Consider the following 16173-nt stretch of genomic DNA (forward strand, 5'->3'; position numbering starts at 1 on the left):
TGGGTGACGGCGGTGTAGAGGTCGAGGGCGTCGGCGAGGTCGAGCTCCGCGGTCACGCGCATGGTGCCGGTGAAGGAGACCTGCTGCTCCTCGATGGTCACGTGACGGGAGTCGGAGCCGCGGGCGGCCTCCAGTCGAGCGCGGGTGGGGTGGAACCGGGCGATCGCGGTGTCCACGAGCCGGTCGACGGTGGTGGTGGAGGTGCGGTGCGCGAACGGGGCGAGCTGCCGGTCCACATACGCCGCGGCTTCTCGGGACAGGTCGGCGTGGATGGTGGTCTCCGCGACGCGACGCGCCTTCCAGGCGGGCAGCTCGCCGGTCTGGACCCGGCGCCACAGCCGGGGGAGGCGGTGGCGCAGCTATAGGGCCTGGCCGATGAGCCGCTTCGCCGCCACGGGCTCCTCGTGCTCACCACCACCGGGCATGGTGAAGGTCGTGGCGTAGTCCTCGGACGCGGGGTGCAGATCGGCCCACTGGCACGCCGCCACCAGCAGCTCCGCCTCCGCGCGATCGGCAGCGGCACGGCGTGAGCGGGCGTAGCCGAGCACCGCTGCCGCGGTGTCGGGAAGCTCGCTCGTCGTGGGGGCCATAGGAGAACTCAACCAGGGACCACCGACACTTCGCGGGGTCGCGATGGCCCCTGTGCACAGCCGATCGCAGGTCTCGAGTGGCTCCGCTGCCCGTCCGCCCTGAGCCGCCGAGTAGGCATGCGGCGTCGCACGACGACCCGCCCACGAACGCGCAGGAGCCCCGCTCCCTGACGGGAACGGGGCTCCTGGATGAAGCGGTGGGTCAGACGGTCAGGTCAGATCACTTGGTGATCTTGGTGACCCGACCGGCGCCGACGGTGCGGCCGCCCTCGCGGATGGCGAAGCGCAGGCCCTCCTCCATGGCGATCGGCTGGATCAGCTCGACCATCATCTCGGTGTTGTCGCCGGGCATGACCATCTCGGTGCCCTCGGGGAGGGTCACGACGCCGGTCACGTCCGTGGTGCGGAAGTAGAACTGCGGGCGGTAGTTGTTGAAGAACGGCGTGTGCCGGCCACCCTCCTCCTTCGAGAGGATGTAGACGCTCGCCTCGAAGTTGGTGTGCGGGGTGGTCGTGCCGGGCTTGATGATGACCATGCCGCGCTCGACGTCCTCGCGCTTGGTGCCGCGGAGCAGCAGACCGACGTTCTCACCGGCCTGGCCCTCGTCGAGCAGCTTGCGGAACATCTCGACCGCGGTGACCGTGGTCTTCTGCGAGCCCTCGCGGATGCCGATGATCTCGACCTCCTCGTTGACCTTCACGACGCCGCGCTCGATACGGCCGGTGATGACCGTGCCGCGACCGGTGATGGTGAAGACGTCCTCGACGGGCATGAGGAACGGCTTGTCCATCTCACGCTCGGGGGTCGGGATGTAGTCGTCGACGGCCTGCATGAGCTCGGCCACCGAGTCGCCCCACTTCTGGTCGCCCTGCAGCGCCGGGAAGGCCGCCACGCGCACGACGGGGATGTCGTCGCCGGGGAACTCGTACTCGGTGAGGAGCTCGCGCACCTCCATCTCGACGAGCTCGATGAGCTCCTCGTCGTCGACCATGTCGCACTTGTTGAGCGCGACCACCAGGGCGGGCACGCCGACCTGGCGGGCGAGCAGCACGTGCTCGCGGGTCTGCGGCATGGGGCCGTCGGTGGCGGCGACCACGAGGATCGCGCCATCCATCTGCGCGGCACCGGTGATCATGTTCTTGATGTAGTCCGCGTGACCCGGGCAGTCGACGTGCGCGTAGTGGCGCACCTCGGTCTGGTACTCGACGTGCGCGATCGAGATCGTGATGCCGCGCTGGCGCTCTTCGGGCGCCTTGTCGATCTGGTCGAAGGCCGAGGCCTCGTTCAGGTTCGGGAACTTGTCGTGCAGCACCTTGGTGATCGCCGCGGTCAGCGTCGTCTTGCCGTGGTCGATGTGACCGATGGTGCCGATGTTGACGTGCGGCTTGGTCCGCTCGAACTTCGCCTTAGCCACTGGGGCTCCTCCTGGTTGGGTTGTTACTTGACTCGTGGTGGGTGTGTTGCAGCCGAGGATCTACGGCAGGGCAGTCCGGGTCGGACTACTCGCCGCGGACCTTCTTGATGATCTCGTCGGCGATGTTCGAAGGAACCTCGGCGTACGAGTCGAACTCCATCGAGTACGACGCCTGCCCGGAGGTCTTGGACCTCAGGTCGCCAACGTACCCGAACATCTCGGACAGCGGGACGAGCGCGTTGACGACCATGTCGCCGTGACGCTCCTCCTGGGCCTGGATCTGGCCGCGACGGCTGTTGATGTCACCGATGACCGTGCCGAGGAACGACTCGGGGGTGGTGACCTCGACGGCGAACATCGGCTCAAGGAGAACCGGCTTCGCCATCCGTGCGGCCTCCTTGAAGGCCTGGTTGCCGGCGATCTTGAACGCGAGCTCGGAGGAGTCGACGTCGTGGTAGGCGCCGTCCTCGAGGGTGAACTTCACGTCGACCATCGGGTAGCCGGCGAGGACGCCGAACTCCATGGCGTCCTGCCCGCCCTGGTCCACCGAGGGGATGTACTCCTTGGGGACCCGGCCGCCGCTGACGTTGTTGACGAACTCATAGCCCGCACCGGTCCCGGTCTCGGGGTCGATGTTGGGGCCGAGGGAGATGACCACCTTCGCGAACTGGCCCGACCCACCGGTCTGCTTCTTGTGGGTGTAGCTGTGCTTGGACACCTCCTTGCGGAGGGTCTCGCGGTAGGCGACCTGCGGCTTGCCGACCGTGGCCTCGACGCGGAACTCGCGCTTCATCCGGTCGACGAGGATCTCGAGGTGGAGCTCGCCCATGCCGGCGATGATCGTCTGACCCGTCTCCTCGTCGGCCTTGACCGTGAAGGTGGGGTCCTCGTCGGAGAGGCGCTGGATCGCGGTGCCCAGCTTCTCCTGGTCGGACTTCGTCTTCGGCTCGATGGCGACCTCGATCACCGGGGCCGGGAAGGTCATCGACTCCAGGATCACCTGGTTCTGCGGGTCGGACAGGGTGTGCCCGGTCTTGGTGTCCTTGAGACCCATGACGGCCACGATCTGGCCGGCGCCGACCGACGCGATCTCCTCACGCTTGTTGGCGTGCATCTGGTAGACCTTGCCGATCCGCTCCTTGCGGCCGTTGACCGAGTTGACCACGGTCGAGCCGGCCTCGAGCTTGCCGGAGTAGACGCGCACGTAGATCAGCTTGCCCAGGTGCGGGTCGGTGGCGATCTTGTAGGCCAGTCCGGAGAAGGGCTCGTCGTCGCTCGGCTGGCGGACGATGACCTCGTCCTCGTCCTTGACCGAGTGGCCCTGGATGCCGTCGATGTCGAGCGGCGAGGGCAGGAACTTCACGACGGCGTCGAGCAGGGGCTGGACGCCCTTGTTCTTGAACGCGGTGCCGCACAGGACCGGGTTGACCTTGTCGGCCAGGGTGGCGCGCCGGATGGCTGCCTCGACCTCCTCCACGGAGAACTCGCCCTCGTCGAGGAACTTCTCCATGATCTCGTCGTCGGCGTCCGACAGCGTCTCGAGCAGCCTCTCGCGGTACTCCGCGGCCTGCTCGGCCATGTCGGCCGGGATCTCCTCGACGGTGTAGTCCTCACCCATCGTGGTCTCGCCGCGCCAGAACAGCGCACGCATCCCGACGAGGTCGACGACCCCGATGAAGTCGCCCTCGGCGCCGATGGGCAGCTGGAGCACCAGCGGGGTGGAGTTGAGGCGCTCGACCATCATGTCGACGCAGCGGAAGAAGTCGGCACCGGTGCGGTCGAGCTTGTTCACGAAGCACATGCGGGGCACGGAGTACTTGTTGGCCTGGCGCCACACGGTCATGGTCTGGGGCTCGACACCGGCGACACCGTCGAAGACCGCGACGGCGCCGTCGAGGACGCGCAGCGAGCGCTCGACCTCGGCGGTGAAGTCGACGTGCCCGGGGGTGTCGATGATGTTGATCTGGTGCTTCTTCCACCAGCAGGTCGTCGCGGCGGACGTGATGGTGATGCCGCGCTCCTGCTCCTGCTCCATCCAGTCCATGGTGGCGGCGCCCTCGTGGACCTCACCGATCTTGTAGGTGATGCCGGTGTAGAAGAGGATGCGCTCGGTGGTGGTGGTCTTGCCGGCGTCGATGTGCGCCATGATGCCGATGTTGCGGACCTTGTTCAGGTCGGTGGTGATGTCGACGGCCACAGGTGTGTCTCAGTCCCTCGGAGGTAGTGGGGAGCGGTGGTGAGGAGCACGCCGCGCTGGGCGGCGCGCTCCTCAGGGTCACCAGCGGTAGTGGGCGAAGGCCTTGTTCGACTCGGCCATCTTGTGGGTGTCCTCACGCTTCTTCACAGCGGCGCCGAGGCCGTTGCTCGCGTCGAGGATCTCGTTCATCAGGCGCTCGGCCATGGTCTTCTCACGGCGGGCGCCGGCGTAGCCGACGAGCCAGCGCAGGGCCAGGGTGGTGCTGCGGTTGGCCTTGACCTCGATCGGGACCTGGTAGGTAGCACCGCCGACGCGGCGGGACTTGACCTCGATGGCCGGCTTCACGTTGTCGAGCGCGCGCTTGAGCGTGACGACCGGGTCGGTGCCGGTCTTCTCGCGGCAGCCCTCGAGGGCGGTGTAGACGATCCGCTGGGCAACCTGCTTCTTGCCGTCCTGGAGGACCTTGCTGACCAGCTGGGTGACGATCTGCGACCCGTAGACGGGGTCGACGTCGATCGGACGCTTCGGTGCGGGACCCTTGCGCGGCATGTCAGCTCTTCTCCTTCTTGGCGCCGTAGCGGCTGCGGGCCTGCTTGCGGTTCTTGACGCCCTGGGTGTCGAGGGTGCCGCGGATGATCTTGTAGCGGACACCGGGAAGGTCCTTCACCCGGCCGCCGCGGACGAGCACGATCGAGTGCTCCTGGAGGTTGTGGCCCACACCCGGGATGTACGCCGTGACCTCGACGCCGCTCGACAGGCGCACGCGGGCGACCTTGCGGAGGGCGGAGTTCGGCTTCTTCGGGGTGGTGGTGTAGACGCGGGTGCAGACACCGCGTCGCTGCGGCGAACCCTTGAGGGCAGGCGTCTTGTTCTTCGACACCTTGTCCTGACGGCCCTTGCGGACCAACTGCTGAATGGTGGGCACCTGGTGGTTCCCTTTCGTGTTCACTGTCACGGACCGGCGCCTTGCCGGAACGGGGATGGAGCGCTGGAGCGATGTGCCTGGGCTGTGTCCCGGGGACACGGCGGCTGACGAGGGCAGGCCGCAGGTGCCTGGTCACCCAGACACGAGGATCGAGATTACCCGGCGCCCACAGGGCGGTCAAAACGCCGGCCCCCGCCTCAGGCCTGCTGCTGCACCCGCTCCGGCGCGGGTGCGATCACCGCCGACCGGCGCAGCGCCTGGGCGAGCGTCAGGTGGGACGCGCGGAGGTAGACCAGGCAGGCCAGGGCGACCCCGACGATGACCAGGGCACCGCCGATGACCAGGCACCAGCGGGCGCCGTACGTCTCGCCGATCCAGCCGATGACCGGCGAGCCGAGCGGGGTGCCGCCCATGACGATGGTCATGTACAGCGCCATCACCCGGCCGCGGATGAGCGGGTCGGACTCCAGCTGCATGGTGGCGTTCGCGGAGTTGAGCAGCGTGATGGTCGACAGCCCGATGAGCGGGACGAACATCACGAAGGTCAGGTAGGTCGGCAGCAGGCCCGCCACGATCTCGGCGACGCCGAAGACCAGGGCGGCGCCGACGAGCAGCCGCATCCGGATGCGCACCCGGCGGGCGGCCATCAGCGCACCGGCCAGCGACCCCACCGCCATCGCCGAGCCCAGGACGCCGAACTCGCCCGCGCCCTTGTCGAAGACCTCGGTGGCCATCAGCGCCGAGGTGATCTGGAAGTTCATGCCGAAGGTGCCGGCGAAGAAGACGATCACCAGGATCATCATCATCTTGGGCTGGCTGCGGACGTAGGCGACGCCCTCCCGCAGCATCCCCTTGCTGGCGCCGGTGTGCGGCTCGGGGCTGTCGAGCTCGGCTACGTCCATGCGCTGGAGCTGGAGGATCACCGCGAGGTACGACACGGCGTTGATGAGGATCACCCAGCCGGAGGCCACCATGCCGTCACCCAGCGCGCCGATCATCAGGCCGGCCAGGGCGGGGCCGAGGATGCGGGCGGTGTTGAAGCTGGCGGAGTTGAGGCCGACGGCGTTGGTGAGGTCCTCGGGACCCACCATCTCCGAGACGAACGACTGGCGCGCCGGGGCGTCGAAGGCCGAGCCGACGCCGAAGGCGAGCGCGAGCGCGTAGACGTGCCACGTCTGCGCCGCCCCGAGGACGGCGATGACGCCGAGCGCGAGGGAGGCGAGCGCCATCGTGGCCTGGGTGACCTGGAGGAGCCGCCGCTTGGGGAACCGGTCGGCGATGACGCCGGCGTACGGCGAGAGCAGCAGCACGGGCAGGAACTGCAGGCCGGTGGTGATGCCGAGCTCGGTGCCGCCGTTGCCCGGGATGGAGAGCACCAGCCAGTCCTGGGCGACGCGCATCATCCAGGTGCCGGTGTTCGACACGACGCTGCCCACCAGGTACAGGCGGTAGTTGTGGTTGCGGAGGGAGCGGAAGGTGGGACTCAAGCGGTTCAGTCCTCCTGCGCCAGTCGTTGGAGGATCGGGGCGGCCTGGCGCAGCACCGCTCGCTCGTCGGGCGTGCAGGTGCCCAGGGCCCGCGCGAGCCACGCGTCGCGGCGCTCGCGGTCGGCCAGCACGGTGGCCCGGCCGGTGTCGGTGAGGCCGACGACGACCTGGCGACCGTCGAGCTCGTGCGGGCGCCGGGTGACGTAGCCACCGGCCTGGAGCGCGGTGACGGTCCGGGTCATCGAGGGCGGCTGCACCTTCTCGAAGGCGGCGAGCTCGCCGATCGGCTGGTCGCCGTTGCGGAAGAGGCAGCCGAGGACCGACATCTGGCCCAGGCCCAGCTCGTTGTCGGGGTGGCGCTCGGAGGCCAGCCGGCGACGCAGGCGCATCACCGACAGGCGCAACTCGGACGCGAGGTTCGCGTCGGTGCGGGCGACCTTCTCGACGGTGGGCATGGTACTTAGCCTAACTCATTACCTCGGCTAAACATTCCGGCGAGTGTCCGCCGGACCGGCCGGGACCGGGTGGATCAGCTGAGCCAGGCGCTGAGCGGCGAGATGGCGAAGTAGACGAGGAACAGGGCGGCCACAACCCACATCAGCGGGTGCACGGCGGCTGCCTTGCGGCGGACGACCTTGACGAGGACGAAGGCCAGGAAGCCGGCGCCGATGCCGGCCGAGATCGAGTAGGTGAACGGCATCAGCACGATCGTCAGGAACGCCGGGATGGCGATCTCGACGTCGTCCCAGTCGATGCCCCTGACCTGCTGCATCATCAGGAAGCCCACGAGCACCAGGGCCGGTACGGCGGCCTCGTTGGGGATCACCTGCACCAGCGGGGCGAAGAGCGTGGCGAGCAGGAAGAGGAGGCCGGTGACGACGGAGGCCAGGCCGGTCCGCGCGCCCTCGCCGACTCCGGAGGCCGACTCGATGTAGGAGGTGTTGCTCGACACGCTGGCCGCGCCACCGGCGACCGCGGCCAGCGAGTCGACCACCAGGATGCGGCGGGTGCCCGGCGGGTTGCCCTCCGCATCGAGCAGCCCCGCCTCGGCGCCGATGGCGGTCATCGTGCCCATGGTGTCGAAGAAGTCGGCCAGGAGCAGGGTGAAGACGAGCAGCAGGACGGTGACGACGCCGGCGTTCTCCCACGAGCCGAGCAGGTTGAAGTCCCCCACCAGCTGGAAGTCGGGCAGGTCGACCACGGACTCGGGGATCGCGGGGACGTTGAGGTTCCAGCCCCGGGGGTTCGCGCCGTCGGGGGTGAAGGCGGGGCCGATGTCGGCGACCGACTCCACGACGATCGCCAGCACCGTCGAGACGACGATCGAGATCAGGATGGCGCCCTTGGCGCCGGCGACGTACAGGCCGATGACCAGGGCGAGGCCCACGCAGAACACCAGCACGGGCCAGCCCGAGAGCTGGCCGCCGATGCCGAGCTCGACCGGCACCGGTCCGGCGCCGGTGCGCCGGACGAACCCGGCGTCGACGAGGCCGATCAGCGCGATGAAGAGGCCGATGCCGACCGAGATGGCGACCTTGAGCTGGGCGGGGACCGCGTGGAAGACCGCCTCCCGGAAGCCGGTGAGCACCAGCACCAGGATGACGAGGCCCTCGATCACCACCAGGCCCATCGCGTCGGCCCACGTCATCTGGCTGGCGACCGAGAAGGTCACGAAGGCGTTGAGGCCCAGGCCCGTGGCCAGCGCCAGCGGGTAGTTGGCCACGACGCCCATCAGGATCGTCAGCGCGCCCGCCACCAGGGCCGTCGCGGCGCTGATGGCGGCGAAGTCGCCGCCCGCGAGCTGCTCGCCGTCGATGTCGGTGCCCGCCAGCAGGACGATCGGGTTGAGCACGATGATGTAGGCCATCGTCAAGAAGGTGACGACGCCCCCGCGCACCTCGCGCCCGACCGTCGAGCCGCGCTGGGTGATCCGGAAGTAGCGGTCGAGGCCGCGGGACGAGGTGGTGACTGCCTGGCTCACGGCGGCATCTTCCCAGAGCCCCGCGCCCGGCTGCACCCGGCCCGTGCACGGCTGGACCGGTGGTTGCTAGCGTGCCTGTCGTGGAGCTGCGCGACGACCAGCCGAGGAAGCACGAGATCGGCAACCGGACCTACATCGTGGCCGATGTGGAGCCGCTGGACGTCGACGGCGTGCGCACCCTGGAGGTCGGCACGGCCCTGTGGTTCCTCGGGTTCGTGGCGCTGCTGCCGTTCTACGGCCGGCTGCAGGACGACGGCCGCTCGTGGTGGCTGTGGACCTGCCTGGCGGGGTTCGGCCTCGGCCTCTTCGGCTGGGAGTACTGCCGGCGTCGCCGGCGGGCGCGCGCGGAGCTCACCGCGGCGCGGTAGGGCCGGGGGCCGCGTCAGAAGCTCTCGTAGTCGCCGGTGCTCATCGAGTCGAAGGCGTGCTCGGGCGCAGCTGCGGGCTGGTTCCTCCGGCTCAGCTTGACCTCGGAGTGCGCTCCGCAGCCGTGGTCGAACGACACGACGCGGCCGTCGTCGTTGGCGTTGCCGTTGGCACAGACGCCGAACGTCTCCGACAGCGGCCCGGCCAGGCGCACCAGGAAGCCACAGGTGGTGCAGGACGCCGGCGCCGACCTGGCGAGCGGGGACTCGGGTCCTCCGTCGCCGTCGTACCACCGCTCGGCGGCGAGGTCGCGGCCCTCGACCGAGAGGGTGCGGACGCGGCCGAGGTAGAGCTCGGAGGCCACCTGCTTGACCTGGGCGACGTCGTCGGGCCCGAGCGGGTCGTCCCCCACGAGGTACGTCGGCACGAGCCGGGGGTCCTCGTCCTCGACCGGGAGGAGGTCGCCCGGGGACAGGTCGCCGGGCTGCAGGCGCTGGCTGTAGGGCACCCAGGTGGGGGCCACGATGGCGTCGCCGCCGGGGAGCAGCACGACCTCGTTGACCGTGACCTCCTTCTGGCGCGGTGCGCGGGCGACGGTGACGGCCCAGCGCCAGCCGGCGTACCCGGCACGGACGCACTCGAAGAGGTGGGTGACGACCCGCTCGGCCTCGACCTCGACCTCGTGGCCCAGGTGCTCGCCGACGTCGGCGGCGGGCACCTGCTCCGAGAGGGCGGCGCGAGCGGCGTCGACGGCCTTGACGAGGGTGGCGTCGGGCTTGGCGGGGGCAAGGGGGGTCACGCCCCGATCATGACAAACGGAGTGTGGTGCTGTCTCCTCGGGCACCCCACCCGGCAGGATGACCACGTGACGACGAGCGACCAGGAGCCCGGCAGCCCCGCCGCCGAGCGCGCCCGGGCCGCGGGCCGTGGCGTGGGTCGCGCCGTCGGGGCGAGCGCCCGCGTCACCGGGCGTGGCATCGCGGGCGCGGCCCGGGTGACCGGGCGGGCCGGCCGCTTCTCCGCCACCCAGGCGCGCCGGGCGGCGCGGGCCGAGGGCGCCGGCGACTCCGGACTCTCCCGCCTCATCGAGCTGCACGCCTTCAACGCCGCCGGTGACGCGGCGGTCGCCATCTCGCTGGCCGGCACCCTCTTCTTCCAGGTCCCGACGGGTGAGGCGCGGGGCCAGGTGGCGTTGTTCCTGGGCCTGACCATGCTCCCCTTCGCCATCGTGGCGCCGCTCATCGGCCCGTTCCTCGACCGGTTCAGCCACGGTCGCCGCTGGGCGATCGGCTCCACCATGGCGATCCGCGGCTTCCTGTGCTGGGTGCTCGCCACGGCCGTCGTCACGGAGTCGACGTGGATGTTCCCGGCCGCCCTCGGGGTGCTGGTCGCCTCCAAGGCCTACGGCGTCACCCGCGCCGCCGCCGTGCCCCGGTTGCTGCCCGACGGCCTCACCCTGGTCAAGGCCAACGCGCGCGTGTCCCTGGCCGGTGTCGTGGGGGCGGCGGTGTCGGCGCCGCTGGCCGGCGCGGCGTCGTACTTCGGTCCGGAGTGGTCGCTGCGCTACGCCTTCGCGGTGTTCGTGCTGGCCACCATCTGGGCGATCCGGCTGCCGGAGCAGGTCGACTCCAGCCAGGGCGAGGGCACGCTCGTGCTCTCGGGCGAGGAGACGACCGGCGCCACCGACAGCCGGCGGGCCAAGGTGCGGATCCCCGCCGCGGTGGCCTTCGCGCTGCGCGCCAACTGCGGACCGCGCTGGCTCTCGGGGTTCCTGACGATGTTCATGGCCTTCCTGCTGCGCGAGAACCCCATCGAGGGCTGGCGGCCGGAGTACCTCCTCGGCATCGTCATCGGCGCCGCCGGCCTCGGCAACGTCCTCGGCATCGCCGCGGCCTCGCTGACCCGGCGCATCGACCCGGCCGTCACGGTCGTGGTCGTGCTGCTCGCCGACGCCGCGCTCGCCCTGGTGGCCGCGCTGTTCTACAGCGTCCTGCCACTGGCCCTGCTGGGCCTCACCGCCGGTCTCGCGCAGTCGCTGGCGAAGCTGTCGCTGGACTCGACCATCCAGCGCGACGTGCCCGGGCGCATCCAGGCCAGCGCCTTCGCCCGCTCCGACACCACCCTCCAGCTCGCCTGGGTGGTGGGCGGGTTCGTCGGCATCGCGATGCCGCTCATGCCCCGGCTGGGGCTCGGCGTGGCGGCCGTGGTGCTGGCGGCGTGGTCGGCGTACGTCCTGCTGTCGCGGCGGGGTGCGGCGACGGCGTGACGGCGCTGACGCTTCATCAAGGTATGTCGTCGAACCGGCACTTCCCACGGCTTGCACGGCATGGGAAGCACTGGTTCACCTGCATACCTTGATGAACCAGTGGCGGCCCCCCCGCTACCTCAGAGCTCCAGCTCGTCGGCGAGCGCGCGGAGCAGCTTGGCGGTCGGACGGGCCGTGCGGGGGTCGGGGTGCCGGCCGTGGCGGTAGCCCTCGCCGACGTCGTCGAGGAGACGGATCAGGTCCTCCACGATCGGGACCATCTCCTCGGGCTTCTTGCGCGAGGCGTTGCGTTGGTTGCGGCTCACCGACGCGGGCGCGTCGAGGACCCGCACCTGGAGCGCCTGGTCGCCGCGCCGGCCCTGGGCGATGCCGAACTCGACGCGGGCGCCGTTCTTGAGGGCCTTCATGCCCTCGGGGAGCGCGTCGGAGTGGACGTAGACGTCCGGTCCGTCGTCCTGGGAGAGGAACCCGAACCCCTTGTCGGCGTCGAACCACTTCACCTTGCCAGTGGGCACAGCTCTGACCTATCTGCTTGCGCTCGTCGCGCGACCCGTGTCGCGCGCAGGGGGGAAGGATATGTGGCCGGACAACCGGGGTGCCAACGCACTTATCGCAGGGCGTCGTTGAGGGAGCCGGAGCGGAAGCCCCGGGGGTCGAGCACCGCCTCCTCGAAGCCCTCGGCGAGCACCGCGTCGCGCACCGCCGCTGCCGCGCCCGAGGCCAGCGGCCCCGCCAGCAGGGTCGCGTCGACCTCCACCGACGCCCGGTCGCCCAGGTCGCGCACCCGCAGGTCGCGCACCACGAGGCCCTCGGTCTCCAGCACCCGGCGGACGGCCGCCTCGGCGCGCTCGATGCGGCCGAGCCGGTACGGCGTCACCGAGATGCCGTAGGCGACCCGGCTGGACAGGCAGGCGGCGGCGGGCTTGTCCCAGGTGGGCAGGCCCCACCGCAGGGACCCGGCGCGCACCTGCTCCTTGGTGAGGCCGGCGTCGAGCAGCGGCGTGACGGCGCCCCGCTCGGCGGCGGCGCGGATGCCCGGCCGGAAGCCGGCGACGGCGTCGTCGGCGTTGGTGCCGGTGGCGACGAAGGCGAAGCCCTCGCGCGCAGCGATCTCCCCCAGCACCTCGGTCAGCTCGGCCTTGCAGAAGTAGCAGCGGTCGCCGTCGTTGGCGACGTACCCCTCACGGTCCATCTCGTGGGTGGCCGGCGTGACCAGCCGGACGCCGAGGGACGCGGCGAAGGCGCGGGCCGGGTCGCGCTCGGCCTCGGGCAGGGAGTGGGAGTAGCCGGTGGCGGCGAGCACGCGGTCGGGGCCGAGGGCGCGGACGGCGGCGGCGAGCAGGAAGGCACTGTCGGCTCCCCCGCTGTAGGCGACCACGACCGACCCTCGGGCGGCGAGGTCGGCGGCCAGCGCCTCCAGGCGGAGGTCGAGCAGGTGCTCGTCGAGCCAGGCCGGGAACTGCACGAGGTCCTCGAGGACGACGTGCGTGCCCGCCTCCACCAGCTCCTCGCGGGTGCAGCCGCCGGTGAGCACCGAGACGCTGGTCGCGCCGGCGGCCAGCGCGCCCTCGACGTCGTGCACGTGGTCGCCGACGTAGATCGTGGCGCCGTGCTCGACCAGGGCGGCGGCCTTGCCGACGCCCCACACCTCACCGGCCACCAGGTCGACGTCGAGGCTCAGGTGGTCGACGTGGCGCTGGGCGTTGAGCGCGAACTTTCCGGTCACGAGCAGCACCTTGCCGCCGTGACGGCGTACGGCGGCGATCGCCTCGTGGGCGCCCTCGAACGCCGGCACGCTGGTGATCGAGTGCTCGGGGTAGAGGCTCCGGAAGCGGTCGATGGCCGCTGCGACGGCCTCCTCCGCGAGGTGCGGGGCGAGCAGCAGGTCGAGCGGTGGTCCGAGCCGCTCGGTCATCTCCTCGACCGGGAACTCGACGCCGAGCTCGCTGCCGAGGGCGAGCAGGTTGGCGCGGAAGCCGGGCACGGTGTCGATGAGGGTCATGTCCAGGTCGAAGCCGACGGTGAGCTCGAGAGGCGCGCTGGACATGTCCACAGCGTAGGTCTGGCCTTTGATTCCCCGCCAATCCCCTGCGAGCATGGACCGCCCGCCGACACGACGTCCGTGCCGGCCGGACCCGGGAGCAGCACGATGGCAGTGGCGAGCGCGCGCACGACGTCGCGACGACGCGACACCCGCGCGCGCCTCGGTGCCCTGCTCGCCGGTGTCGTGGGCGCCTCCGCGCTGGCGCTCCCCGCCGCGTCGGGGGCCTCCGAGACCGACGGCCTGTACCTCGTCACGCTCTCCTCGCCCGGCTCCGCGTCGCCCGCGGCGATGCCGGCGCTGACCGCCGAGCAGGACGTCGTCCTGGCGACCGTGGGTGCACCGGCGCCGGTCTACCGGTGGACCACCGCCCTCAACGGCTTCGCCACCCGGCTCACCGCCGCACAGGCCGGGGCGCTGGCGGCCGACCCAGCGGTCGAGCTGGTCGAGCCCGACGTCGTCCTCCCGCTGGCCGCCGTGCCCACCACCCGCACCACCTCCCTCGGCCTCGCTCGGGCGTCCCGCCGCGAGCGCGGGGGCGCGGGCGTGGTGGTCGGGGTCGTCGACTCCGGCATCGCCCCCGACAGCCCCGTCTTCGCCGACACCCCGGGCCTGGGCCGTCAGCCCGAGCGCTTCGTCGGCGGCTGTGCCACCGCCGACGACTGGCCGGCCGAGGTCTGCAACCGCAAGCTCGTCGGCGCCCAGTGGTTCGTGGCTGGCTACGGCGCCGACCGCGTGCGCAGCTCGGAGTCGCTCTCGCCGCGCGACGTCACCGGTCACGGCACCCAGGTGGCCTCCGTCGCGGCCGGCAACGCCGGGGTGTCCATCACCGCCGACGACGAGTCGGGCGCCTTCGGAGGCGTGGCCCCGCAGGCGCGCGTCGCCGCCTACAAGGCCTGCTGGTCGGCCCCCGACCCGACCGACGACGGCTGCTCGACCGCCGACCTCGTCAGCGCGATCGACCGGGCCACGGCTGACCGCGTCGACGTCCTCAACCTCTCGGTGGCCGGGCCCACCGCCTACGACACGGTGGAGCGGGCGCTGCTCGGCGCCACCGAGAACGACGTCGTCGTGGTGGCCGCCGCCGGCAACGACGCCCGCCGCCAGTACGCCGCGCACCCGGCGCCGTGGGTGACCACCGTGGGCGCGCTCGCCGGGTCGGTCCGGGCCGGCCGCGTCCACGTGCGCGGCGGTCCCCGGCTCGAGGGCGCCACGCGGTCCGTGGAACCCGTCGGCCGGGCCCGCCTCGTGCTCGCCACCGACGTGTCGGCGCCCGGCGCCGGGCGCCGCGAAGCCGCCCGGTGCCTGCCCGGCTCCCTGGATGCGGGCCTGGCGGCCGGCGCGGTCGTGGTGTGCCGACGCGGTGGCAGCGCCCGGGTCGAGAAGTCGCAGACGGTCCGGCACGCCGACGGCGTCGGCATGGTCCTCCTCAACCGCCGCCCCGGCACCGTCGCCGACGACTTCCACAGCCTCCCGACGGTGCACCTGGAGGCCCGCGAGGGCCGTGTGCTGCTGCGCTGGCTCCGCCGCCATCCACGTGCCGAGGCGGCCCTGCGTCCGCTGGGTCGGACCACCGCGCCCCTCCGGCTGGCCGGCTGGTCGGCGCCCGGCGACCCCACCTCCGGCACCCTCAAGCCCGACCTCGTCGCCCCCGCCACCGGCGTGCTCGGCGCGGTGCCGTCCACGACCGGCCGCCGCTGGGACCTCTTCACCGGCACCTCGGCCGCCGCCGCCCAGGTGAGCGGCGTCGCCGCGCTCGTGCGGGCCCGGCACCGCGACTGGAGCGCCGACGTGGTGCGCTCGGCGCTCTCCACCACGGCCGTGCCCGTGGGCGGCCCCGGCGCGGGGCTGCGCCAGGGCGCAGGCCGCAGCGCCGCCCCCAAGGCCCCCCGCCCGGGCCTCGCCTTCCCTCTCGGCGACTCGGCGTTCCGCGCCTACCTCGACGGCGACCTGTCCGGCGAGGAGCTCAACATCCCGTCGGTGCTGCTGCGTGGCGACCGCACGGTGCGCCGCAGGGTCACCAACGTGGGCGGCCGGCCGACGTACTTCTCCTCGCGGGCGATCGGCTTCGACACCCACACGGTGACCGTGCGTCCGGCGGCGCTGACGCTGCGCCCGGGAGAGTCGGCGACCTTCCGGGTCAGGGTGGACGGGCCGGCGGCTCCGCACCGCCTCGATGCCGGCCAGGTCGTGTGGACCAGCGCCCGAGGCGCGACGGTGCGCGTGCCGGTCGTGCTGACCCGTTGATCCCTCGGCAGGCGGCGCGCGTCAGGCCTCGCGACTGACCGTCATCTCGCGGTCCCCGAAACGCACGGTGTCGCCGTCCAGGACCGTGGCGGGCTTGCCGGCGGTCAGCTCGCGGGCCACCCCCCTGCGCAGCAGCACGGATCCGTTGGTCGAGCCGCGGTCCATCACGACCAGCGCGCCGTCGGGAGCTTGGCCGATCTGCGCGTGGGTCTTCGACAGCGACATGTCGGTGGACGACAGGGGCACGACGTGGTGCACGGGCTCGCCGCCGCGCGGCTCCGGGCGGCGACCGACCAGCGCCAGCCCCTCCACGACGAACGTCTCGCCGTCGTCGAAGGTGACCCGCCACCGTGGCGGCGGCGCCGGCGCGACGCGCCGTTCGGGCACCGGCCCGGGCCGGGGGCGGCGGGCACCACGGACGACGGTCCGGCCGTCGTCGCGGACCGGCACCGGCTGGGCGGCCACCGGAGGCCGGGTCCACGACGGCGCCTGCTGTGGGGCCGACGGCACGACGCGGGGGTCGACCGCTCGGGACGCGGGCGCCGGGGTCGGCGTGGGGGTGGGTGTGCCGGTCGGCGGTGACGCCGTCGCCGCCGGGACGAGCCGCATCGCGGTGAGGTTGACGACGTGCCGGGGCGCCACCTCGACCGTGGTAGGGG

15 protein-coding genes and 1 pseudogene are annotated in these 16173 nt (G+C 71.8%); 3 read left to right on the plus strand and 13 right to left on the minus strand.

Annotated features, from left to right (window positions below):
• The 9 genes and pseudogenes from QZX64_RS15200 to QZX64_RS15240 form a co-directional block, all read right to left on the minus strand.
• Positions 1-236 (minus strand): annotated as a pseudogene (locus QZX64_RS15200) (HNH endonuclease); the annotation flags it as partial.
• A gap of 123 nt (positions 237-359) precedes the next feature.
• Positions 360-590: a hypothetical protein gene (locus QZX64_RS15205; RefSeq protein ID WP_295661427.1), complete on the minus strand. Its 231-nt coding sequence runs from the start codon at positions 588-590 to the stop codon at positions 360-362.
• Positions 591-810: 220 nt separating this feature from the next.
• The gene (gene tuf, locus QZX64_RS15210) at positions 811-2004 is read right to left on the minus strand and encodes an elongation factor Tu (RefSeq protein WP_295661428.1); all 1194 of its coding nucleotides are present in this window, start codon (positions 2002-2004) and stop codon (positions 811-813) included.
• Positions 2005-2089: 85 nt separating this feature from the next.
• Positions 2090-4201 carry an elongation factor G gene (gene fusA / locus QZX64_RS15215; protein ID WP_295661429.1) on the minus strand — a complete coding sequence of 704 codons (2112 nt, stop codon included), beginning with the start codon at positions 4199-4201 and terminating at the stop codon, positions 2090-2092.
• A 78-nt stretch (positions 4202-4279) separates the two neighbouring features.
• Positions 4280-4750, minus strand: a complete 471-nt coding sequence (rpsG, locus tag QZX64_RS15220; protein WP_295661430.1) for a 30S ribosomal protein S7 — start codon at positions 4748-4750, stop codon at positions 4280-4282.
• Position 4751: 1 nt separating this feature from the next.
• Positions 4752-5126: a 30S ribosomal protein S12 gene (rpsL, locus tag QZX64_RS15225; protein ID WP_011757353.1), complete on the minus strand. Its 375-nt coding sequence runs from the start codon at positions 5124-5126 to the stop codon at positions 4752-4754.
• Between the two features lie 197 nt (positions 5127-5323).
• Positions 5324-6613, minus strand: coding sequence for an MFS transporter (locus QZX64_RS15230; protein ID WP_295661431.1), 1290 nt, complete (start codon positions 6611-6613; stop codon positions 5324-5326).
• Positions 6614-6618: 5 nt separating this feature from the next.
• A complete protein-coding gene (locus tag QZX64_RS15235; RefSeq protein ID WP_295661433.1) occupies positions 6619-7068 on the minus strand; it encodes a MarR family winged helix-turn-helix transcriptional regulator in 450 nt (149 codons plus the stop codon).
• Between the two features lie 74 nt (positions 7069-7142).
• Entirely contained in the window at positions 7143-8594 is a 1452-nt protein-coding gene (locus tag QZX64_RS15240) for an NCS2 family permease (protein ID WP_295661435.1), read from the minus strand.
• An 80-nt stretch (positions 8595-8674) separates the two neighbouring features.
• Here QZX64_RS15240 and QZX64_RS15245 point away from each other — a divergent pair, with 80 nt between their 5' ends.
• Positions 8675-8962, plus strand: a complete 288-nt coding sequence (locus QZX64_RS15245; protein ID WP_295661437.1) for a DUF2530 domain-containing protein — start codon at positions 8675-8677, stop codon at positions 8960-8962.
• A gap of 14 nt (positions 8963-8976) precedes the next feature.
• Here the strand turns inward: QZX64_RS15245 and QZX64_RS15250 are convergent, their stop codons facing one another.
• On the minus strand, positions 8977-9759 hold the full coding sequence (locus tag QZX64_RS15250) for a DUF3027 domain-containing protein (RefSeq protein ID WP_295661439.1): 783 nt from the start codon (positions 9757-9759) through the stop codon (positions 8977-8979).
• A gap of 66 nt (positions 9760-9825) precedes the next feature.
• Here QZX64_RS15250 and QZX64_RS15255 point away from each other — a divergent pair, with 66 nt between their 5' ends.
• Positions 9826-11226 (plus strand): MFS transporter, encoded by a 1401-nt coding sequence (locus QZX64_RS15255; protein ID WP_295661440.1) that lies wholly within the window; start codon positions 9826-9828, stop codon positions 11224-11226.
• Positions 11227-11345: 119 nt separating this feature from the next.
• Here the strand turns inward: QZX64_RS15255 and QZX64_RS15260 are convergent, their stop codons facing one another.
• Complete coding sequence (locus QZX64_RS15260; RefSeq protein WP_295661442.1) at positions 11346-11741, minus strand: cold-shock protein; 396 nt, start codon at positions 11739-11741, stop codon at positions 11346-11348.
• 92 nt (positions 11742-11833) lie between these two features.
• A complete protein-coding gene (locus QZX64_RS15265) occupies positions 11834-13273 on the minus strand; it encodes an HAD hydrolase-like protein (protein WP_295661445.1) in 1440 nt (479 codons plus the stop codon).
• Between the two features lie 102 nt (positions 13274-13375).
• Between QZX64_RS15265 and QZX64_RS15270 the strand changes: the two genes are divergently transcribed.
• Positions 13376-15514 (plus strand): S8 family serine peptidase, encoded by a 2139-nt coding sequence (locus QZX64_RS15270; RefSeq protein WP_295661447.1) that lies wholly within the window; start codon positions 13376-13378, stop codon positions 15512-15514.
• Positions 15515-15535: 21 nt separating this feature from the next.
• On the opposite strand, the gene QZX64_RS15275 is transcribed toward QZX64_RS15270, so the two are convergent.
• A partial coding sequence (locus QZX64_RS15275; RefSeq protein WP_295661449.1) for an FHA domain-containing protein occupies positions 15536-16173 on the minus strand: 638 nt, incomplete at its 5' end.

Origin of the sequence: uncultured Nocardioides sp. (assembly GCF_902805925.1) — a bacterium.
GTDB lineage: Bacteria > Actinomycetota > Actinomycetes > Propionibacteriales > Nocardioidaceae > Nocardioides.

What these genes read in the sequence shown, in the direction of transcription:
- QZX64_RS15205 (WP_295661427.1), bottom strand. Translation starts at nt 590, where the DNA reads ATGGCCCCCACGACGAGCGAGCTTCCCGACACCGCGGCAGCGGTGCTC.
- rpsG (WP_295661430.1), bottom strand. Translation starts at nt 4,750, where the DNA reads ATGCCGCGCAAGGGTCCCGCACCGAAGCGTCCGATCGACGTCGACCCC.
- QZX64_RS15235 (WP_295661433.1), bottom strand. Translation starts at nt 7,068, where the DNA reads ATGCCCACCGTCGAGAAGGTCGCCCGCACCGACGCGAACCTCGCGTCC.
- QZX64_RS15265 (WP_295661445.1), bottom strand. Translation starts at nt 13,273, where the DNA reads ATGTCCAGCGCGCCTCTCGAGCTCACCGTCGGCTTCGACCTGGACATG.
- QZX64_RS15270 (WP_295661447.1), top strand. Translation starts at nt 13,376, where the DNA reads ATGGCAGTGGCGAGCGCGCGCACGACGTCGCGACGACGCGACACCCGC.